Raw genomic sequence first — 20,919 nt, forward strand, 5'->3', positions numbered from 1 at the left:
CCTATGCGGCTATGGCACAACCCCTGCGCGATGTCCCCGATGTCCGGTCTGGGGGACGCGGTTTGTGGCGCGGGCCCCGAATCCACGATGATGATCGCGGCAAAGGCTTGTGCAAACCACGTTGATCGATCTGCCAAACAGGCGGTGAACGCGGCCCTCCCGGCATCCGATAGCCTCTGCCGACACGCCGCCCGGGAGCTTTCCGGCGCGGGCGCCCCCACCATGTAGAGCCCTGGCGCGGACGCGTCGGTACCCAGGGAGTGAATTCGGTTGTCGACCGCCATCCTCACCGGTCAGCCGGTCCCCGGATCGTCGATCGAGGGCGATCTGCGGTCCCTCGGCTTCGACGTGCGGGTCGCGGCCGACGCAGCCGAGGCCGAGACCCTGCTCGCCGGGGTGCCGGGCGGGGAGCGGGTCGCCCTGGTCGACGCCCGGTTCGTGGGCCATGTGCACGCGCTGCGCCTCGGCCTCACCGACCCCCGCTTCCCGCTCGCCGCCATCCCGGGCGCCGTCACCGCACAGGCCAGGCCGCCAGGCCCTGACCCGGGCGATGGCCCGCGAGAACTCCACGGGCGGCGGCACCACCCTCGTCGACAGCCTCGCCGACCGCATTCTCACCGCCCTGGACGCCGACGGAGCCGACGTGCACCGCCCCGAGCTGGGCAGTCTCGTCGCCACCGTCCCCGCCGACCCACAGGCCCGCAACGAGGCACGGCAGGCGGTGACGGCCGTCGACGACGAGGCCGTACGCCTGAAGTCGGCCGTGAAGTCCCGCGACGGCTTCTTCACCACCTACTGCGTCAGCCCGTATTCCCGTTACCTCGCCCGCTGGTGCGCCCGCCGTGGCCTGACCCCCAACCAGGTCACCACCGCCTCGCTGCTCACCGCCCTCATAGCGGCGGCCTGCGCGGCCACCGGCACCCGCGGCGGCTTCGTCGCGGCCGGCGTCCTGCTGATCGCGTCCTTCGTGCTGGACTGCACCGACGGCCAGCTCGCCCGCTACTCCCTGCAGTACTCCACGCTCGGCGCCTGGCTCGACGCCACCTTCGACCGGGCCAAGGAGTACGCCTACTACGCCGGTCTCGCTCTCGGTGCCGCCCGCGGCGGCGACGACGTATGGGCCCTCGCCCTCGGCGCCATGGTCCTGCAGACGTGCCGCCATGTCGTGGACTTCTCCTTCAACGAGGCCAACCACGACGCCACCGCCAACACCAGCCCCACCGCCGCCCTCTCCGACAAGCTCGACAGCGTCGGCTGGACGGTCTGGGTGCGCCGCATGATCGTCCTGCCCATCGGCGAACGCTGGGCCATGATCGCTGTGCTCACGGCGGCCACGACCCCGCGCATCACCTTCTACGCCCTGCTCATCGGCTGCGCCTTCGCGGCGACCTACACCACGGCGGGCCGCGTGCTGCGGTCGCTGACGCGGAAGGCGCGGCGTACCGACCGGGCGGCGCGGGCACTGGCGGACCTGACGGACAGCGGGCCGGTCGCCGAGGCGCTCGCGGGGCTGCTGCGCAAGCTGCCCGCCAAGCCACCTTTCGGTGCCCGGTTCCTCGTCGCCCTGCCCGGCGCTGCTCTCGTGGTCCTCGCGGCAGCCCTCGAGCCGTACGGCAGCGCCCTGCCTGTCGCGGCAGCCGCCCTCTACGTGCTCACCTCGGCCGCCGCCGTCACCCTGCCCCTCAAAGGCGCCCTCGACTGGCTGATCCCCCCGTTCCTCCGCGCCGCGGAATACTGCACCGTCCTGATCCTGGCGGCCCACGCGGACGTGAACGGAGCCCTTCCTGCGGCTTTCGGGCTGGTGTCCGCGGTCGCCTACCATCACTACGACACGGTGTACCGCATCCGCGGCAACGCCGGAGCGCCCCCGGCCTGGCTGGTGCGTTCCATCGGGGGGCACGAAGGACGGACCCTGCTCGTCACCGTCCTCGCCGCGCTGCTCACCGCCTCGCAGTTCACGGTCGCGCTCACGGCTCTCGCCGTGGCCGTGGCCCTGGTGGTGCTCGTCGAGAGCATCCGCTTCTGGGTGTCCGCAGGGGCACCCGCCGTACACGATGAAGGAGAACCCGCATGATCGGCCTCGTGCTGGCGGCCGGCGCCGGACGGCGTCTGCGCCCCTACACCGACAGCCTTCCCAAGGCGCTGGTGCCGGTGGGGCCCGCGGGCATAGAGGGCGAACCGACGGTTCTCGACCTGACCCTCGCCAACTTCGCCGAGGTCGGCCTCACCGAGGCCGCGGTCATCGTCGGCTACCGCAAGGAGGCCGTGTACGCGCGCAAGGAAGCGCTGGAGAAGAAGTACGGGCTCAAGCTCACCCTCATCGACAACGACAAGGCCGAGGAGTGGAACAACGCCTACTCCCTGTGGTGCGGCCGTGACGCCCTCAAGGACGGCGTGATCCTCGCCAACGGCGACACCGTCCACCCGGTCTCCGTCGAGAAGACGCTGCTCGCCGCGCGCGGCGACGGCAAGAAGATCATCCTCGCCCTGGACACCGTGAAGGACCTGGCCGACGAGGAGATGAAGGTCGTCGTCGACCCCGCCAAGGGCATGACGAAGATCACCAAGCTGATGGAACCCGCCGAGGCCACCGGCGAGTACATCGGCGTCACCCTCATCGAGGGCGACGCGGCCCCCGAACTGGCCGACGCGCTCAAGACCGTGTGGGAGACCGACCCGCAGCAGTTCTACGAGCACGGCTACCAGGAGCTGGTGAACCGCGGCTTCCGTATCGACGTGGCTCCGATCGGCGACGTCAAGTGGGTGGAGATCGACAACCACGACGATCTCGCCCGTGGACGGGAGATCGCATGCCAGTACTGACCCGGCTCATCCCCTCGCCGCTGGTCGTGGACATCCGCCCGGGTGCCCTCGACGACCTGGCGTGCGTCCTCGCCGACGAGCGCATCTCGCACTCCGGCCGCCTCGCCGTCGCGGTCAGCGGCGGCTCCGGCGCCAAGCTGCGCGAGCGCATCTCGCCCGGCATGCCCGGCGCCACCTGGTACGAGGTCGGCGGCGGCACCCTCGACGACGCGGTCCGGCTGGCGAGCGACATAAAGGCCGGCCACTACGACGCGGTCGTGGGCCTCGGCGGCGGCAAGATCATCGACTGCGCCAAGTTCGCCGCGGCACGCGTCGGCCTGCCCCTGGTCGCCGTGCCCACGAACCTCGCGCACGACGGCCTGTGCTCGCCGGTCGCCACCCTCGACAACGACGCGGGCCGCGGCTCCTACGGCGTGCCGAACCCGATCGCGGTCGTCATCGACCTGGACATCATCCGCGAGGCCCCGGTCCGCTTCGTCCGCGCCGGCATCGGCGACGCCGTCTCCAACATCTCGGCGATCGCCGACTGGGAGCTGGCGGGCCGCGTCAAGGGCGAGCGGATCGACGGACTCGCCGCGGCCATGGCCCGCCAGGCCGGTGAGGCCGTACTGCGGCACCCGGGCGGTATCGGGGACAACAACTTCCTCCAGGTACTGGCCGAGGCGCTGGTCCTCAGCGGCATCGCCATGTCGGTGTCGGGCGACTCGCGGCCGTCCTCCGGGGCGTGCCACGAGATCAACCACGCCTTCGACCTGCTCTACCCGAAGCGGGCCGCCGCCCACGGCGAGCAGTGCGGTCTCGGCGCGGCCTTCGCGATGTGGCTGCGCGGGGCGCACGAGGAGTCGGCGTACATGGCCGAGGTGCTGCGCCGGCACGGGCTGCCCGTGCTGCCGGACGAGATCGGCTTCACGACGGACGAGTTCGTCAAGGCCGTCGAGTTCGCCCCGGAGACCCGGCCCGGCCGCTACACCATCCTCGAACACCTCGACCTGAACACCGAACAGATCAAGGACACCTACGCCGACTATGTCAAGGCCATCGGTAGCTGAACTCCGCCCCGTCGTTCACCCCGCGGGGGTGAAGGACCGGCGCAGCGGTGAGCACTGGATGGGACGCCTCTACATGCGTGAGGTGTCCCTGCGGGTCGACCGCTACCTGGTCAACACCCGGGTCACGCCCAACCAGCTCACCTACCTGATGACCGTCTTCGGTGTGCTCGCGGCCCCGGCACTTCTCGTGCCGGGGATCCCGGGCGCCGTGCTCGGCGTCGTCATGGTCCAGATGTACCTCCTGCTGGACTGCGTCGACGGCGAGATCGCGCGCTGGAAGAAGCAGTACTCCCTCAACGGCGTCTACCTGGACCGTGTCGGCGCCTACCTCACCGACGCCGCGGTGCTCGTCGGCTTCGGCCTGCGCGCCGCCGACTTGTGGGGCAGCGGCCGGATCGACTGGCTGTGGGCCTTCCTCGGCACCCTGGCCGCCCTCGGCGCCATCCTGATCAAGGCCGAGACCGACCTCGTCGGTGTCGCCCGGCACCAGGCAGGGAAGCCGCCGGTCAAGGAGGCTGCCGCCGAGATGCGCTCGTCCGGCATGGCACTGGCCCGCAGGGCCGCCGCCGCGCTCAAGTTCCACCGGCTGATCCTCGGCATCGAGGCGTCCCTGCTGATCCTGGTCCTGGCGATAGTCGACCACGCCCGCGGCGACCTGTTCTTCTCCCGGCTCGGCGTCGCGGTGCTGGCCGGCATCGCGCTGGTGCAGACCCTGCTGCACCTCGTGTCCATCCTCGCTTCGAGCAGGCTGAAGTGAGCGGCATGAAGGTCGGCGCCGTCATCATCACCATGGGCAACCGCCCCGACGAACTGCGCGCCCTGCTCGACTCCGTGGCCAAGCAGGACGGCGACCCCGTCGAGGTGGTCGTCGTCGGCAACGGCTCGCCCGTCCCGGACGTCCCCGAGGGCGTCCGCACGATCGAGCTGCCCGAGAACCTCGGCATCCCCGGCGGCCGCAACGTCGGCATCGAGGCCTTCGGCCCCGCCGGCCGGGACGTCGACATCCTGCTGTTCCTCGACGACGACGGCCTGCTGGCCGGCCACGACACCGCAGAGCTGTGCCGCAAGGCCTTCGATGCCGACCCGAAGCTCGGCATCATCAGCTTCCGCATAGCCGACCCGGACACCGGCGTCACCCAGCGCCGGCACGTGCCCCGGCTGCGCGCCGCCGACCCGATGCGCTCCTCCCGGGTCACCACCTTCCTCGGCGGCGCCAACGCCGTCCGCACCCGGGTCTTCGCCGACGTCGGCGGACTTCCGGACGAGTTCTTCTACGCACACGAGGAAACCGACCTGGCATGGCGGGCCCTCGACGCGGGCTGGATGATCGACTACCGGTCCGACATGGTGCTGTACCACCCGACGACCGCTCCCTCGCGGCACGCGGTCTACCACCGCATGGTCGCCCGCAACCGCGTCTGGCTCGCCCGCCGCAACCTCCCCGCGCTCCTCGTCCCCGTCTACCTCGGCGTGTGGCTGCTGCTCACCCTCGTACGCCGTCCCTCCCGCTCCGCCCTGCGCGCCTGGTTCGGCGGATTCCGCGAAGGCTGGACCACCTCGTGCGGACGCCGCCTGCCTATGAAGTGGCGTACGGTGTGGCGGCTGACCCGACTGGGCCGGCCCCCCGTCATCTGACAAGCTCGTATCCGGGAATATCCGGGAGCCCCCGGGCCGTACCCTGGCCCCCGGCTCATGCAGGCCCGGACAGGCCGCGCATCTCGAAGACGAAAGTTTCCACTAGTGAGTGAGACAACGCACGACGCCCCGGTCGCGGTGAGCGCGCCCGCGGCGCCCGACGAGGGCCTCACGGCGCAGGAACTCGCCGCCAAGCACGGGCTGAGCGTGAGCGGCGCCCGGCCGTCCCTCATCGAGTACGTCCGTCAGCTCTGGGACCGGCGGCACTTCATCCTCGCCTTCTCCCGCGCGAAGCTGACCGCCCAGTACAGCCAGGCCAAGCTCGGCCAGCTGTGGCAGGTGGCCACACCGCTGCTGAACGCGGCCGTCTACTTCTTCATCTTCGGCCTGCTCCTGGAGGCCGACCGGGGCATGTCCCGCGAGGTGTACATCCCGTTCCTGGTCACGGGCGTCTTCGTGTTCACCTTCACGCAGAGCTCGGTGATGGCGGGCGTGCGCGCGATCTCCGGCAACCTCGGTCTGGTCCGCGCCCTGCACTTCCCGCGTGCCTCGCTGCCGATCTCCTTCGCGCTCCAGCAGCTCCAGCAGCTGCTGTTCTCGATGATCGTGCTGTTCGCCATCGCGGTCGGCTTCGGCCACTACCCGGACCTGTCCTGGCTGCTGATCGTGCCGGTGCTCGCCCTCCAGTTCTGCTTCAACACCGGCCTCGCGCTGATCATGGCCCGGGCGGGCTCCAAGACCCCGGACCTCGCGCAGCTGATGCCGTTCGTGATGCGGACGTGGATGTACGCGTCCGGGGTGATGTTCTCCATCCCGATCTTCCTCGCGGACAAGCCGGCCTGGATGGCGAACGTCCTGCAGTGGAACCCGGCCGCGATCTACATGGACCTGACGCGCTTCGCCCTCATCGACGACTACGACCAGAAGTACCTGCCCGACCACGTGTGGGCGGCCGCGGGCGGCTGGGCCGTGCTGTTCGCCCTGGGCGGCTTCGTGTACTTCTGGAAGGCGGAGGAGAGGTACGGCCGTGGCTGAGCAGAAGCAGGACGAACGGATCCCCACGGTCGTCGCGGACGACCTGCACATCGTCTACCGCGTCAACGGCGCCAAGACCGGCAAGGGCAGCGCCACCGCCGCCCTCAGCCGCATCCTGAAGCGGGGCTCCGACGACGCGGCGCGGGGCGTGCGCAAAGTGCACGCCGTACGAGGCGTCTCCTTCGTGGCGTACCGCGGCGAGGCCATCGGCCTGATCGGCTCCAACGGCTCCGGCAAGTCGACCCTGCTGCGCGCCATCGCCGGCCTGCTGCCCGCCGAGCAGGGCAAGGTCTACACCGACGGCCAGCCCTCGCTGCTGGGCGTCAACGCGGCCCTGATGAACGACCTCACCGGCGAACGGAACGTCATATTGGGCGGGCTCGCCATGGGCATGTCCCGGGAGGAGATCAAGGAGCGCTACCAGGACATCGTCGACTTCTCCGGCATCAACGAGAAGGGCGACTTCATCACCCTGCCCATGCGCACCTACTCCTCCGGCATGGCGGCCCGTCTCCGCTTCTCCATCGCAGCGGCCAAGGACCACGACGTCCTGATGATCGACGAGGCCCTCGCCACCGGCGACCGCAAGTTCCAGAAGCGCTCCGAGGACCGCATCCGGGAGCTGCGCAAGGAAGCGGGCACCGTGTTTCTGGTCAGTCACAACAACAAGTCGATCCGCGACACCTGCAACCGCGTCCTGTGGCTGGAACGCGGCGAGCTGCGGATGGACGGCCCGACCGACGAGGTGCTCAAGGAGTACGAGAAGTTCACCGGAAAGTAGACCGGCTCGGCCAGGGCCCCGCCGGAACTGTTCCGGCGGGGCCCCGCGTCTGCAAAAGAAGCGTCAACTCCAGCCCTTTCCAGGAATCTTGGGGTCAATCGGTGTGTTCTCGTGATGTGCGGGACACCCTGGCGAACCACGATGCGTTGTACAACGTAAGCTGTACCGGGTCCCGAAACACGGCAATCAGGGCGATAATGCGCGACATCGCTCGTCGCGCCGTCGTGCTGACGGCCGGGCGGCGTGTCCGAAATAGTGTGTATTGGGTCGGCAGTGTAGAACGGGAGATGTGACGGCAATGGCTACGGAAACTCCCCAGCTCCACGCAGCACGTGCCGTCCTCGCGCCGGGCAGCCGGCGGTGACGGGAACCGGCACGGCGCGCGCCCTCGATCCGGAGCGCGGCACACTCGGCAAGGCCGCGGGCGAGAACTTCCCGGTGGCTCCGTTCTTCCTGCCCAGGGCCTGGCGCACCGACCTCATGGCGGTCTACGGCTTCGCCCGCCTCGTCGACGACATCGGCGACGGCGACCTGGCCCCCGGCGGGGCCGACGCCCGCCTGCTCGGTGTCTCACCGCAGCAGGCCGAGGACCGGCTGGTTTTGCTGGACGCCTTCGAGGCCGACCTGCGCAGGGTCTTCGACTCGGCCCCGCGCCATCCCCTGCTGCGCCGCCTCCAGCCGACCGTCCGCCGCCGCTGCCTGACCCCCGAGCCGTTCCTCGGCCTGATCGCCGCCAACCGCCAGGACCAGCTGGTCGGCCGGTACGAGACCTACGACGACCTCCTCGCCTACTGCGAGCTCTCCGCCAACCCCGTCGGCCGTCTCGTCCTCGCCGTCACCGGCACCTCGACGCCCGAGCGGATCCGCCGCTCCGACATGATCTGCACCGCCCTCCAGGTCGTCGAGCACCTCCAGGACGTGGCCGAGGACCTCGGCCGCGACCGCGTTTACCTGCCCGCCGCCGACATGAAACGCTTCCACGTCCAGGAGGCGGACCTCGCCACGAAATCCGCCGGTGCGTCGGTCCGTGCGCTGATTGCGTACGAAGCGCAAAGGGCCCTGGATCTCCTGAATGAAGGCGCCCCCCTCGTGGGTAGCGTCCACGGCAGGCTGAAGCTGCTGCTCGCAGGGTTCGTGGCGGGGGAAGGGCGGCCGTCCGCGCGATCGCCGCCGCCGATTACGACGTACTTCCCGGCCCGCCCAAGCCCGGCAAGGTCCAGTTGCTGCGTGAGGTGGGCGTGACTCTGCGAGGAGAGGGGTGATCCGGACCGTGGAGTCGGAACCACACGCGTCCCCACCGGTACTCGCCGCCTACAGCTACTGCGAGGCCGTCACCGGGCGGCAGGCCCGTAACTTCGCCTACGGCATCCGGCTGCTGCCGACGCCCCAGCGCCGTGCGATGTCGGCGCTGTACGCGTTCTCGCGGCGGGTCGACGACATCGGCGACGGTGCGCTCGCCGACGACGTCAAGGTGGCCAGACTGGAGGAGACCCGGACGCTGCTCACCCGGATCCGCGAGGGCGAGGTGGGGGAGGACGACAACGACCCGGTCGCCGTCGCCCTCACGCACGCCGCCGGGCACTTCCCGATCCCGCTCGGCGGCCTGGACGAGCTCATCGACGGCGTCCTGATGGACGTACGCGGCGAGACCTACGAGACGTGGGACGACCTGAAGGTCTACTGCCGCTGTGTGGCGGGGTCCATCGGGCGCCTCTCGCTCGGTGTGTTCGGCACCGAGCCGGGGGCGCGCGGCGTCGAGCGTGCGCCCGAGTATGCCGACACGCTCGGGCTGGCGCTCCAGCTCACCAACATCCTCAGGGACATCCGCGAGGACGCCGTGGACGGGCGTACCTATCTGCCCGCCGACGACCTCGCCAAGTTCGGCTGCTCGGCCGGCTTCAGCGGGCCGCGGCCACCGGAGGGCTCCGACTTCGCGGGCCTCGTGCACTTCGAAGTGCGACGGGCCCGCGCTCTTTTCGCCGAGGGCTACCGGCTGCTCCCCATGCTCGACCGGCGCAGCGGCGCCTGCGTCGCCGCCATGGCCGGCATCTACCGCCGCCTCCTCGACCGCATCGAGCGCGACCCGGAGGCCGTGCTGCGCGGCCGCGTCACCCTGCCCGGCCGGGAGAAGGCCTATGTCGCCGTGCGCGGCCTGTCCGGCCTCGACGCCCGTCATGTGAGCCGACGGACCGTCAGGAGGCGTGCGTGACGAACGAACCGGTCCAGAAAGATGCCACCGGCGACCGGGCTCACACCCGCCGCGCGGGTGCGGTCCTGCGCTGCCGGGCAGCGTCGGAGAGCGCGGTACCGCGCGCCCCGCGAGCCCGCCACGAGGCCGGGCCGGTGTTCTCCCTGGCCCGCCGACGCGGGCGCGTCGCGGTCGTCGGCGCCGGGCCGGGCGGACCTGCTCGCGTGGCCGTGGCGGCTGAGTGTGGGCACGACGCCTCGCGGGTGCGCTGTGAGACGGAGTCGGTGTTCTTGCTCGTCTGTCGGCGCAGGCGTGTTGCTGTCGCCGGAGCGGACGGTTCCGTTCGCGTGGCCGTGGCGGCCGAGTGTGGGCACGACGGCCCTCTCGGGCACACCGTCGGAGACAAGTGGCGGGCAACCCTCCGGGGTAGGGCGGCGTCCCTGACGGAGACGGTCGGTCGCGTACCGTCCGAGCTGTACGGCCACCGCGCAGGGGAGGGTGCACGATGACCCACGGCACGGGATCCCGGGGACCGGTCGCGGACGGGCGGCACACCGTCGTGGTGGGCGGCGGGCTCGCCGGCGTCACCACCGCGCTCGCGCTCGCCGACGCCGGCGTGCGCGTCACCCTGCTGGAGGGCAGGCCGAGACTCGGCGGCCTGGCCTTCTCCTTCCAGCGCGGCGAACTGACCGTCGACAACGGACAGCACGTGTACCTGCGCTGCTGCACTGCCTACCGCTGGTTCCTCGACCGTATCGAGGGCGCGGCGCTGGCTCCGCTCCAGGACCGGCTCGACGTGCCCGTCCTGGACGTCACTCGGCCCGCGGGGCGGCGGCTCGGCAGGCTGCGGCGCGACGCGCTGCCCGTGCCCCTGCACCTGGGCCGCAGTCTCGCCACCTATCCGCACCTGCCGCTCGCCGACCGGGCCAAGGTGGGCCGGGCCGCGCTCGCGCTCAAGGGGCTCGACCTCGCCGATCCGGCCCTGGACACGCGGGACTTCGGCAGCTGGCTGGCCGCGCACGGCCAGTCGAAGCGCGCCATCGAGGCCCTGTGGGACCTGGTCGGGGTCGCCACCCTCAACGCGGTCGCGGGCGACGCATCCCTGGGGCTCGCCGCGATGGTGTTCAAGACCGGTCTGCTGTCCGACCCGGGCGCGGCCGACATCGGCTGGGCGCGCGTCCCGCTCGGCGACCTGCACGACCGGCTGACCCGCAAGGCGCTCGCCTCCGCGGGCGTCCGTACCGAGGTCCGTACACGCGTCACCTCCGTCTCCCACGACGGGAACGGCGGGTGGAGCGTCCAGGTTCCCGGCGAGACGCTTCAGGCGGACGCGGTGGTGCTCGCCGTACCGCAGCGCGAGGCGCACGACCTGCTGCCCGCGGGCGCCCTCGACGCGCCCGAACGGCTCCTGGAGATCGGCACCGCGCCCATCCTCAACGTCCATGTGGTGTACGACCGCAAGGTGCTCGGGCGGCCGTTCTTCACCGCCCTCGGCACCCCGGTGCAGTGGGTCTTCGACCGGACCGAGGCGTCCGGGCTGCACCAGGGGCAGTACCTCGCCCTGTCCCAGTCGGCGGCCCAGGACGAGATCGACGAGCCCGTGGCCGTGCTGCGCGAGCGGTACCTGCCCGAGCTGGAGCGGCTGCTGCCGCTGACCCGGGGTGCCGAAGTGAAGGACTTCTTCGTCACCCGGGAGCGCACCGCGACGTTCGCTCCCACCCCCGGCGTCGGGCGCCTCAGGCCCGGCGCCCGCACCAAGGCATCCGGCCTCTACCTGGCCGGAGCGTGGACCGCCACCGGGTGGCCCGCGACCATGGAGAGTGCGGTCCGCAGTGGTGTGAGCGCGGCGGACGCCGTGCTGGGCGCCCTGGGCCGGCCCCGCCCGCAGCACCTCTTCGAGTTCGAGGAGGCGGCGTGATGCTCGCTCAACACAGCGCGGCAGGCGGCCCCCGCACCCCCGGTACCGCAACAAGAGGAGAGACTGTGCCCACTGTGCCCCCGGCCTCGAAGACTGCCGAGGCGGTGGACGTGACCGCGCTGCTGGAGCGCGGCCGGACCCTGGCCACTCCGGTACTGCGGGCGGCCATCGACCGCCTGGCACCTCCCATGGACACTGTTGCCGCCTACCACTTCGGATGGATCGACGCCCAGGGCCGGCCCGCGGCGGGGGACGGCGGCAAGGCCGTACGCCCCGCCCTCGCGGTGCTGTCCGCCGAGGTCATGTCAGCCGCCCCCGAGACCGGCATCCCCGGCGCCGTCGCCGTGGAACTCGTCCACAACTTCTCCCTCCTCCACGACGACCTCATGGACGGCGACGAACAGCGCCGCCACCGCGACACGGTCTGGAAGGTGCACGGCCCCGCACAGGCCATCCTGGTCGGCGACGCCCTGTTCGCCCTCGCGGGCGAAGTACTTCTCGAACTCGGCACCGTCGAGGCCGGCCGCGCCGCCCGCCGCCTGACCACCGCCACCCGTGCCCTGATCGACGGTCAGGCCCAGGACATCTCCTACGAGCACCGCGACCGCGTCACCGTCGAGGAGTGCCTGGAGATGGAAGGCAACAAGACAGGCGCCCTGCTCGCCTGCGCCAGCTCCATCGGTGCCGTCCTCGGCGGCGCCGACGACCGCACCGCCGACACGCTGGAGAAGTACGGCTACCACCTGGGCCTCGCCTTCCAGGCCGTCGACGACCTCCTCGGCATCTGGGGCGACCCGGTCTCCACCGGCAAGCAGACCTGGAGCGACCTGCGCCAGCGCAAGAAGTCCCTGCCGGTCGTGGCCGCGCTCGCGGCGGGCGGGTCCGCCTCCGAACGGCTCGGCGAACTCCTCGCCGCCGACGCCAAGAGCAGTGACTTCGAGAACTTCTCCGAGGAGGAGTTCGCGGCCCGGGCCGCCCTCATCGAGGAGGCGGGCGGCCGCGAGTGGACCGCCGACGAGGCACGCCGTCAGCACACCATCGCCATCGAAGCCCTCGACGCCGTCGACATGCCCGACCGGGTGCGGGAGCAGTTCACGGCGCTCGCGGACTTCGTCGTCGTACGAAAGAGATGATCACTATCGGTCGAATAGCCCTCGCGTAGTCGCCGGCCGGTGCCGCGAGACACCACGGAGCACCGGCCGACGGCGGACCCACAGCAGCTGCACACCTTGCACCACTGCACGAAGGGGAAGCCATGACAGCGACGACCGACGGAAGCACCGGGGCCCTGCCGCCCCGCGCCGCCGCGGCCAGCGAAACCGACACCGACACCCCCGTGGCGGCCGGGGTACCAGAAGCCGCCGCCCGCGCCGTGCAGCGCGCCACGGACTTCCTGCTCTCGCGCCAGGACGCCCAGGGCTGGTGGAAGGGCGACCTCGAGACCAACGTCACGATGGACGCCGAGGACCTGATGCTCCGCCAGTTCCTGGGCATCCGCGACGAGAGGATCACGCAGGCCGCCTCCCTCTTCATCCGCGGCGAGCAGCGCGAGGACGGCACCTGGGCCACCTTCTACGGCGGCCCCGGCGAACTCTCCGCCACCATCGAGGCCTACGTCGCCCTCCGCCTGGCCGGCGACGAGCCCGGCGCACCGCACATGGCCAAGGCCTCCGCCTGGATCCGCGAGCAGGGCGGCATCGCCGCCGCCCGGGTTTTCACCCGGATCTGGCTGGCCCTGTTCGGCTGGTGGAAGTGGGAGGACCTGCCCGAACTTCCCCCGGAGCTCATCTACTTCCCGAAGTGGATGCCGCTCAACATCTACGACTTCGGCTGCTGGGCCCGGCAGACCATCGTCCCGCTGACGATCGTCTCCGCGAAGCGGCCGGTACGCCCCGCGCCCTTCCCGCTGGACGAGCTGCACACCGACCCGGCCCACCCGAACCCCGCCAAGCCCCTTGCCCCGGCGTTCAGTTGGGACGGCGCCTTCCAGCGCATGGACAAGGGCCTGCACGCCCTGCGGAAGGTCGCGCCGCGCCGGCTGCGCAGAGCCGCGATGAACAGCGCCGCCCGCTGGATCATCGAGCGGCAGGAGAACGACGGCTGCTGGGGCGGCATCCAGCCCCCGGCCGTGTACTCGATCATCGCCCTGCACCTGCTCGGCTACGACCTCCAGCACCCCGTGATGCGCGAGGGGCTCGCGTCGCTGGACCGGTTCGCCGTGTGGCGCGAGGACGGGGCCCGGATGATCGAGGCCTGCCAGTCGCCGGTGTGGGACACCTGCCTGGCCGCGATCGCGTTGGTCGACGCCGGACTGCCCGCCGACCACCCGCAGTTGGTGAAGGCCGCGGACTGGATGCTGGGCGAGGAGATCGTCCGGCCCGGTGACTGGTCGGTGCAGAGGCCCGGACTGCCCCCCGGGGGCTGGGCGTTCGAGTTCCACAACGACAACTACCCCGACATCGACGACACCGCCGAGGTGATCCTGGCGCTGCGCCGGATCGCCCACCACGACCCGGCGCGGGCCGACAAGGCCGTCGGGCGCGGAGTGCGCTGGACGCTCGGCATGCAGTCGAAGAACGGCGCGTGGGCCGCCTTCGACGTCGACAACACCAGCCCGTTCCCGAACCGGCTGCCGTTCTGCGACTTCGGCGAGGTCATCGACCCGCCCTCCGCCGACGTCACCGCCCACGTCGTCGAGATGCTCGCGGTGGAGGGCCTCGCCCACGACCCGCGCACCCGGCGCGGCATCGAGTGGCTGCTGGCCGAACAGGAGCCTGACGGCTCGTGGTTCGGGCGCTGGGGCGTCAACTACGTCTACGGCACCGGGTCCGTCGTACCCGCCCTGGTCGCCGCGGGCATCCCCGCCGCGCACCCGGCGATCCGCCGGGCCGTGACCTGGCTGGAGTCGGTCCAGAACGACGACGGCGGCTGGGGCGAGGACCTGCGCTCATACAAGTACGTCAAGGAGTGGAGCGGCAGGGGGGCCTCGACCGCCTCCCAGACGGCGTGGGCCCTGATGGCCCTGCTCGCGGCGGGGGAGCGGGACTCCAAGGCCGTCGAACGCGGCATCGAGTGGCTCGCCGCCACCCAGCGGGAGGACGGTTCCTGGGACGAGCCGTACTTCACGGGGACGGGCTTCCCGTGGGACTTCTCGATCAACTACCACCTCTACCGGCAGGTGTTCCCGCTCACCGCGCTCGGCCGGTACCTGCACGGAGAGCCCTTCGCCGACCTGCAACAAGGCGGCGGGGCGGCCGGGATGCCGCTCGCCGAGGCCAAGGGAGCTGAATGAGCACGCAGCCCGCTCCGGCCCCGCTGCTGATCGCCTGCGCGCTCGGCATCGAGCAGCTCGCCCTGCGCGCGGGGGACCGTGGCGGCGCCGGCGGGCCGGTCACCGTGCTGCGGACCGGCATGGGGCCGGCGGCGGCCGAGCGGTCCGTCACCCGGATGCTCGCCGACCCGGCCCTGCGCGACGCCGCCGTCCTGGCCACCGGCTTCTGCGCGGGGCTCGCGCCCGGCATGCACCCCGGTGACCTGGTCGTCGCCGAGGAGACCCGCGACCCGCGCGGTGCGACCGCGTGCGTCGGGACCGACCTGCTGGTCAAGGAGCTGGCCCGCGCGGTGCCCGGGCGGACCGTGCACACCGGGCCGCTCACCGGCTCCGACCACGTCGTGCGCGGTCACGAACGGTCCGATCTGCGCGCGACCGGCGCGATCGCGGTCGACATGGAGTCGGCGGCCACGCTTCTGAGCGCCGTGCGCGGGGGCGAGCGCCCGGTTGCGGCCGTCCGGGTGGTCGTGGACGCTCCAGAACATGAACTCGTCCGGATCGGCACGGTGCGCGGTGGAATATCGGCTTTCCGTGTCCTTCGTTCCGTCCTTCCCGCTTTCTTCGAATGGCACCGTTCCTTGCTGCTCCCCAGGAGGTGAGCCAGATGGCCATGCCGCTCCGACAGTCCATCAAGGTCGCTACGTACTTGGCTGAACAGAAGCTTCGCCGGCGGGACAAGTTCCCGCTCATCGTCGAGCTGGAGCCGCTGTACGCCTGCAACCTCAAGTGCGAGGGGTGCGGCAAGATCCAGCACCCGGCCGGGGTGCTCAAGCAGCGGATGCCGGTCGCCCAGGCCGTGGGGGCGGTGCTGGAGTCCGGTGCCCCCATGGTGTCCATCGCAGGTGGCGAGCCGCTGATGCACCCGCAGATCGACGAGATCGTGCGTCAGCTGGTGGCCAAGCGGAAGTACGTTTTCCTGTGCACCAACGCCCTGCTCCTGCGCAAGAAGATGGACAAGTTCAAGCCCTCCCCGTACTTCGCCTTCGCGGTGCACATCGACGGGCTGCGGGAGCGGCACGACGAGTCGGTGGCGAAGGAGGGTGTGTTCGACGAGGCGGTGGAGGCCATCAAGGAGGCCAAGCGGCGCGGCTTCCGGGTGACCACCAACTCGACCTTCTTCAACACCGACACCCCGCAGACCATCATCGAGGTGCTTAACTTCCTCAACGACGACCTCCAGGTCGACGAGATGATGATCTCGCCCGCCTACGCCTACGAGAAGGCCCCCGACCAGGAGCACTTCCTGGGCGTGGAGCAGACCCGCGAGCTGTTCAAGAAAGCCTTCGCGGGCGGCAACCGGCGGCGCTGGCGGCTCAATCACTCGCCGCTCTTCCTGGACTTCCTGGAGGGCAAGGTCGACTTCCCGTGCACCGCCTGGGCGATCCCGAACTACTCGCTCTTCGGCTGGCAGCGCCCCTGCTACCTGATGAGCGACGGCTACGTGCCGACGTACCGGGAGCTGGTCGAGGACACCGACTGGGACAAGTACGGCCGCGGCAAGGACCCGCGCTGCGCCAACTGCATGGCGCACTGCGGTTACGAGCCCACCGCCGTCCTCGCCACCATGGGGTCGCTGAAGGAGTCCCTGCGCGCCATGCGCGAGACGGTCTCCGGAAACCGGGAGTGACGCCATGACCTCCGTCCCGCTGGGCGTTCCCGAGGTACCGGTCCGGCCGATCGCGCAGCGGCGCGTCTCGCGCCGGATCCAGGTCGGTCCGGTGGCGGTCGGGGGCGGGGCCCCGGTGTCGGTGCAGTCGATGACGACGACCCGTACGTCGGACATCGGCGCCACCTTGCAGCAGATCGCCGAACTCACCGCGTCCGGCTGCCAGATCGTCCGGGTCGCCTGCCCGACCCAGGACGACGCGGACGCGCTCGCGACCATCGCGCGCAAGTCGCAGATCCCGGTGATCGCGGACATCCACTTCCAGCCGAAGTACGTCTTCGCGGCCATCGAGGCGGGCTGCGCCGCCGTGCGCGTCAACCCCGGCAACATCAAGCAGTTCGACGACCGGGTCAAGGAGATCGCGCAGGCCGCCAAGGACCACGGCACCCCGATCCGGATCGGCGTCAACGCCGGGTCGCTGGACCGGCGGCTGCTGACGAAGTACGGCAAGGCGACCCCCGAGGCGCTCGTGGAGAGCGCGCTGTGGGAGGCGTCCCTGTTTGAGGAGCACGACTTCCGGGACATCAAGATCTCCGTCAAGCACAACGACCCGGTCGTGATGATCGAGGCGTACCGGCAGCTCGCCGAGCAGTGCGACTACCCGCTGCACCTGGGCGTGACGGAGGCCGGTCCGGCGTTCCAGGGCACGATCAAGTCGGCGGTGGCCTTCGGCGCGCTGCTGTCGCGGGGCATCGGCGACACCATCCGGGTGTCGCTGTCGGCGCCGCCGGCCGAGGAGGTCAAGGTCGGCAATCAGATCCTTGAGTCGCTGGGGCTGAGGCAGCGGCGGCTGGAGATCGTGTCCTGCCCGTCGTGCGGACGTGCGCAGGTCGACGTCTACAAGCTCGCCGACGAGGTCACGGCCGGACTCGAGGGCATGGAAGTGCCGTTGCGGGTCGCCGTCATGGGGTGTGTGGTCAACGGACCCGGCGAGGCGCGGGAGGCCGACCTGGGGGTGGCCTCCGGCAACGGCAAGGGGCAGATCTTCGTCAAGGGCGAGGTCATCAAGACCGTCCCCGAGTCCAAGATCGTCGAGACGCTGATCGAAGAGGCGATGAAGCTCGCCGAGCAGATGGAGCAGGACGGCGTGGGGTCGGGGGAGCCGGCCGTCACCGTGAGTTGAAAAGCACGGAACCGAAGGGGGCCCGAGCGTGACGATTCTGGAGAGCATCCGGGGACCACGCGACCTGAAGGCGCTGTCCGAGGCGGAACTCGACGAACTGTCCGACGAGATCAGGGAGTTCCTGGTGCACGCGGTCGCCAGGACCGGGGGCCATCTGGGGCCCAACCTGGGGGTGGTGGAGCTCACCGTCGCCCTGCACCGGGTCTTCGAGTCGCCGGTCGACCGCATCCTGTGGGACACCGGCCACCAGAGCTACGTCCACAAACTGCTGACCGGACGCCAGGACTTCTCCAAGCTGCGCGGCAAGGGCGGCCTGTCCGGCTACCCCTCGCGCGAGGAGTCCGAGCACGACGTCATCGAGAACAGCCACGCCTCCACCTCGCTCGGCTGGGCCGACGGGCTCGCCAAGGCCTGCCAGGTGCGCGGGGAGAAGGGACATGTCGTCGCGGTGATCGGCGACGGAGCCCTGACCGGCGGCATGGCCTGGGAGGCGCTGAACAACATCGCGGCCGCCAAGAACCGGCCGCTGATCATCGTCGTCAACGACAACGAACGCTCCTACGCCCCGACCATAGGCGGTCTCGCCAACCACCTCGCGACGCTGCGCACGACCGACGGCTACGAGCGGGTCCTGGCCTGGGGCAAGGACGTGCTCCAGGCCACGCCCCTGGTCGGCAACACCCTCTACGAGGCCCTGCACGGCGCGAAGAAGGGCTTCAAGGACGCGTTCGCCCCGCAGGGCCTGTTCGAGGACCTGGGCCTGAAGTACGTCGGCCCGATCGACGGGCACGACATCGGTGCCGTGGAGTCCGCGCTGCGGCGCGCCAAACGCTTCCACGGACCGGTCCTCGTCCACTGCCTCACGGAGAAGGGCCGCGGCTACGAACCGGCCCTCGCCCACGAGGAGGACCACTTCCACACCGTCGGCGTCATGAATCCGCTGACCTGCGAGCCGCTCTCGCCGACGGGCGGCCCCTCCTGGACCTCCGTGTTCGGCGAGGAGATCGTCAGGATCGGAGAGGAGCGGGACGACGTGGTCGCGATAACCGCCGCCATGCTCCATCCGGTCGGCCTGGGCCGGTTCGCCGAACGGTTCCCGGACCGGGTGTGGGACGTGGGAATCGCCGAGCAGCACGCGGCCGTGTCCGCGGCGGGCCTGGCGACCGGCGGCCTGCACCCGGTCGTCGCCGTCTACGCCACCTTCCTCAACCGCGCCTTCGACCAGCTCCTGATGGACGTGGCCCTGCACCGCTGCGGGGTGACCTTCGTGCTGGACCGGGCCGGTGTCACCGGCGTCGACGGGCCCTCCCACAACGGCGTGTGGGACATGTCCGTCCTCCAGGTCGTCCCCGGCCTCAGGATCGCGGCGCCGCGCGACGCCGACCAGATGCGCGCCCAGCTGCGCGAGGCCGTCGCCGTCGACGACGCGCCGACCCTGCTGCGCTTCCCGAAGGAGTCCGTCGGCCCGGCGATCCCGGCCGTGGACCGGGTGGGCGGACTGGACGTGCTGCACCGCGCTTCCAAGCCGCAGGTCCTGCTGGTGGCCGTGGGCGTGATGGCGCCCGTATGCCTCCAGGCCGCCGAGCTGCTCGAAGCCCGCGGCATCGGCTGCACCGTCGTCGACCCCCGCTGGGTCAAGCCCGTCGACCCGGCGCTCCCGGGCCTCGCCGCCGAACACCGCCTGGTCGCCGTCGTCGAGGACAACAGCCGGGCGGCCGGGGTCGGCTCGGCCGTGGCGCTGGCCCTGGGCGATGCCGAGGTCGACGTCCCCCTACGGCGCTTCGGGATCCCGGAGCAGTTCCTCGCGCACGCCAAGCGGGGCGAGGTGCTCGCCGACATCGGCCTGACACCCGTCGAGGTCGCCGGACGGATCGGCGCGAGCCTGACCGTGAAGGAAGAGCTGCCCAAGGAGCCACAGGAATGACAACCGCCGAGTCCGCGTCGCAGTCGTCGCAGGCCGGGGCGTTCGACCTCGGCAGGCTGCTGGCCGAACGCGGAGCCGAGCGCTACGAGCTGCACACCCGGTACCTCAACCACCAGCTCCCGCGCATGCTGCACACCATCGGCTTCGACAAGGTCTACGAGCGCGCCGAGGGTGCCTACTTCTACGACGCGGACGGCAACGACTACCTGGACATGCTCGCCGGGTTCGGGGTGATGGGCCTGGGCCGCCACCACCCCGTCGTGCGCAAGGCGCTGCACGACGTCCTGGACGCCCAGCTCGCCGACCTCACCCGGTTCGACTGCCAGCCGCTGCCCGGCCTGCTGGCCGAGAAGCTGCTCGCGCACAGCCCGCACCTGGACCGGGTGTTCTTCGGCAACAGCGGCACGGAGGCCGTCGAGGGCGCGCTGAAGTTCGCCCGGTTCGTGACCGGCAGGCCCAGGGTCCTGTACTGCGCGCACGCCTTCCACGGCCTGACCACCGGCTCCCTCTCCGTGAACGGCGAGTCCGGCTTCCGCGACGGCTTCGCCCCGCTGCTGCCCGACACGGCCGTACCGCTCGGAGATCTCGACGCGCTGGAAAGGGAGTTGAGGAAGGGTGACGTCGCCGCCCTGATCGTCGAGCCGATCCAGGGCAAGGGCGTGCTGGAGGCCCCGCCCGGCTACCTGCGGGCCGCCCAGGAACTGTTGCACCGGCACAAGGCGCTGCTCATCGCCGACGAGGTGCAGACGGGCCTCGGCCGTACCGGCGACTTCTACGGCTACCAGCACGAGGACGGCGTGGAACCCGACCTGGTGTGCGTGGCCAAGGCGCTCTCCGGCGGCTATGTGCCGGTGGGCGCCACGCTCGCCAAGGACTGGATCTTCAAGAAGGTCTACTCGTCGATGGACCGGGTGCTGGTCCACTCGGCGAGCTTCGGGTCCAACGCGCAGGCCATGGCTGCGGGCCTGGCGGTGCTGTCGGTGCTGGAGAACGAGCAGATCGTCGCCGACGTCCGCGCCACCGGGGAACAGCTCCGATCCCGCCTGGCGGCGCTGACGGACAAGTACGAGATGCTCGCCGACGTCCGCGGCCGGGGCCTGATGATCGGCATCGAGTTCGGCCGGCCGAAGTCGCTGAAGCTGCGCAGCCGCTGGGCCATGCTCCAGGCCGCGCGCAAGGGACTGTTCGCGCAGATGGTCGTCGTACCGCTGCTCCAGAAGCACCGGATCCTCACCCAGGTCTCCGGCGACCACATGGAGGTGATCAAGCTGATCCCGCCGCTGATCATCGGCGAGCGGGAGGTGGACCGGTTCGTCGACGCCTTCACCGCCGTGATGGACGACGCACACGACGGCGGGCTGGTCTGGGACTTCGGCAAGACACTCGTCAAACAGGCGGTGGCCAACCGGTAAGCGCGCGTTTTTTGCCTCTGAGGCAACAAATTTG

16 protein-coding genes and 2 pseudogenes are annotated in these 20,919 nt (G+C 70.9%); all 18 read left to right on the top strand.

Translation table 11 applies throughout. The annotated features are described in order from the left end of the window. Positions 1-270 precede the first annotated feature (270 nt). A pseudogene (locus tag V8690_RS37530) lies at positions 271-2,074 on the top strand (DUF5941 domain-containing protein). Beyond that, on the top strand, positions 2,071-2,823 hold the full coding sequence (locus tag V8690_RS37535) for a phosphocholine cytidylyltransferase family protein (protein WP_338784499.1): 753 nt from the start codon (positions 2,071-2,073) through the stop codon (positions 2,821-2,823). Before V8690_RS37530 ends, V8690_RS37535 begins: the two are co-directional and overlap by 4 nt. Next, on the top strand, positions 2,811-3,872 hold the full coding sequence (locus tag V8690_RS37540) for an iron-containing alcohol dehydrogenase family protein (protein WP_338784500.1): 1,062 nt from the start codon (positions 2,811-2,813) through the stop codon (positions 3,870-3,872). The genes V8690_RS37535 and V8690_RS37540 overlap by 13 nt, the downstream gene beginning before the upstream one ends. Beyond that, positions 3,850-4,629: a CDP-alcohol phosphatidyltransferase family protein gene (locus V8690_RS37545; protein ID WP_338784501.1), complete on the top strand. Its 780-nt coding sequence runs from the start codon at positions 3,850-3,852 to the stop codon at positions 4,627-4,629. Before V8690_RS37540 ends, V8690_RS37545 begins: the two co-directional genes overlap by 23 nt. A gap of 5 nt (positions 4,630-4,634) precedes the next feature. Beyond that, positions 4,635-5,507: a glycosyltransferase gene (locus V8690_RS37550; RefSeq protein ID WP_338785597.1), complete on the top strand. Its 873-nt coding sequence runs from the start codon at positions 4,635-4,637 to the stop codon at positions 5,505-5,507. A 105-nt stretch (positions 5,508-5,612) separates the two neighbouring features. Beyond that, on the top strand, positions 5,613-6,542 hold the full coding sequence (locus V8690_RS37555; RefSeq protein WP_338784502.1) for an ABC transporter permease: 930 nt from the start codon (positions 5,613-5,615) through the stop codon (positions 6,540-6,542). Next, positions 6,535-7,323 carry an ABC transporter ATP-binding protein gene (locus V8690_RS37560; RefSeq protein WP_338784503.1) on the top strand — a complete coding sequence of 263 codons (789 nt, stop codon included), beginning with the start codon at positions 6,535-6,537 and terminating at the stop codon, positions 7,321-7,323. Before V8690_RS37555 ends, V8690_RS37560 begins: the two co-directional genes overlap by 8 nt. Positions 7,324-7,683: 360 nt before the next feature. Continuing rightward, positions 7,684-8,585: pseudogene (gene hpnC, locus V8690_RS37565) on the top strand (squalene synthase HpnC). Next, on the top strand, positions 8,582-9,532 hold the full coding sequence (gene hpnD, locus V8690_RS37570) for a presqualene diphosphate synthase HpnD (protein ID WP_338784504.1): 951 nt from the start codon (positions 8,582-8,584) through the stop codon (positions 9,530-9,532). The pseudogene hpnC and the gene hpnD overlap by 4 nt, the downstream one beginning before the upstream one ends. Positions 9,533-9,864: 332 nt before the next feature. Further along, positions 9,865-10,020, top strand: a complete 156-nt coding sequence (locus V8690_RS37575; RefSeq protein ID WP_338785598.1) for a DUF6380 family protein — start codon at positions 9,865-9,867, stop codon at positions 10,018-10,020. Continuing rightward, on the top strand, positions 10,017-11,429 hold the full coding sequence (gene hpnE / locus V8690_RS37580) for a hydroxysqualene dehydroxylase HpnE (protein WP_338784505.1): 1,413 nt from the start codon (positions 10,017-10,019) through the stop codon (positions 11,427-11,429). The genes V8690_RS37575 and hpnE overlap by 4 nt, the downstream gene beginning before the upstream one ends. Continuing rightward, the gene (locus tag V8690_RS37585) at positions 11,429-12,562 is read left to right on the top strand and encodes a polyprenyl synthetase family protein (protein WP_338784506.1); all 1,134 of its coding nucleotides are present in this window, start codon (positions 11,429-11,431) and stop codon (positions 12,560-12,562) included. The genes hpnE and V8690_RS37585 overlap by 1 nt, the downstream gene beginning before the upstream one ends. 122 nt (positions 12,563-12,684) lie before the next feature. Beyond that, entirely contained in the window at positions 12,685-14,721 is a 2,037-nt protein-coding gene (gene shc / locus V8690_RS37590) for a squalene--hopene cyclase (protein ID WP_338784507.1), read from the top strand. Beyond that, positions 14,718-15,359: a 1-hydroxy-2-methyl-2-butenyl 4-diphosphate reductase gene (locus tag V8690_RS37595; protein WP_338784508.1), complete on the top strand. Its 642-nt coding sequence runs from the start codon at positions 14,718-14,720 to the stop codon at positions 15,357-15,359. Before shc ends, V8690_RS37595 begins: the two co-directional genes overlap by 4 nt. A 5-nt stretch (positions 15,360-15,364) precedes the next feature. Beyond that, positions 15,365-16,387, top strand: coding sequence for an adenosyl-hopene transferase HpnH (hpnH, locus tag V8690_RS37600; protein ID WP_338784509.1), 1,023 nt, complete (start codon positions 15,365-15,367; stop codon positions 16,385-16,387). Positions 16,388-16,391: 4 nt separating this feature from the next. Then, on the top strand, positions 16,392-17,549 hold the full coding sequence (gene ispG, locus V8690_RS37605) for a flavodoxin-dependent (E)-4-hydroxy-3-methylbut-2-enyl-diphosphate synthase (protein ID WP_338784510.1): 1,158 nt from the start codon (positions 16,392-16,394) through the stop codon (positions 17,547-17,549). A 28-nt stretch (positions 17,550-17,577) separates the two neighbouring features. Beyond that, a complete protein-coding gene (dxs, locus tag V8690_RS37610) occupies positions 17,578-19,473 on the top strand; it encodes a 1-deoxy-D-xylulose-5-phosphate synthase (RefSeq protein WP_338784511.1) in 1,896 nt (631 codons plus the stop codon). Then, positions 19,470-20,885, top strand: a complete 1,416-nt coding sequence (locus tag V8690_RS37615) for an aspartate aminotransferase family protein (protein WP_338784512.1) — start codon at positions 19,470-19,472, stop codon at positions 20,883-20,885. Before dxs ends, V8690_RS37615 begins: the two co-directional genes overlap by 4 nt. Positions 20,886-20,919 lie beyond the last annotated feature (34 nt).

Origin of the sequence: Streptomyces sp. DG1A-41 (genome assembly GCF_037055355.1) — a bacterium.
Classification (GTDB): Bacteria; Actinomycetota; Actinomycetes; order Streptomycetales; family Streptomycetaceae; genus Streptomyces.

Bases quoted from the DNA above. Each gene is read 5' to 3' on its own strand.
- V8690_RS37585 (WP_338784506.1), top strand. From the start codon at position 11,429: ATGCTCGCTCAACACAGCGCGGCAGGCGGCCCCCGCACCCCCGGTACC.
- V8690_RS37540 (WP_338784500.1), top strand. From the start codon at position 2,811: ATGCCAGTACTGACCCGGCTCATCCCCTCGCCGCTGGTCGTGGACATC.
- hpnE (WP_338784505.1), top strand. From the start codon at position 10,017: ATGACCCACGGCACGGGATCCCGGGGACCGGTCGCGGACGGGCGGCAC.
- V8690_RS37615 (WP_338784512.1), top strand. From the start codon at position 19,470: ATGACAACCGCCGAGTCCGCGTCGCAGTCGTCGCAGGCCGGGGCGTTC.
- ispG (WP_338784510.1), top strand. From the start codon at position 16,392: ATGACCTCCGTCCCGCTGGGCGTTCCCGAGGTACCGGTCCGGCCGATC.
- shc (WP_338784507.1), top strand. From the start codon at position 12,685: ATGACAGCGACGACCGACGGAAGCACCGGGGCCCTGCCGCCCCGCGCC.
- hpnH (WP_338784509.1), top strand. From the start codon at position 15,365: ATGGCCATGCCGCTCCGACAGTCCATCAAGGTCGCTACGTACTTGGCT.
- V8690_RS37550 (WP_338785597.1), top strand. From the start codon at position 4,635: ATGAAGGTCGGCGCCGTCATCATCACCATGGGCAACCGCCCCGACGAA.
- V8690_RS37545 (WP_338784501.1), top strand. From the start codon at position 3,850: ATGTCAAGGCCATCGGTAGCTGAACTCCGCCCCGTCGTTCACCCCGCG.
- V8690_RS37595 (WP_338784508.1), top strand. From the start codon at position 14,718: ATGAGCACGCAGCCCGCTCCGGCCCCGCTGCTGATCGCCTGCGCGCTC.
- V8690_RS37535 (WP_338784499.1), top strand. From the start codon at position 2,071: ATGATCGGCCTCGTGCTGGCGGCCGGCGCCGGACGGCGTCTGCGCCCC.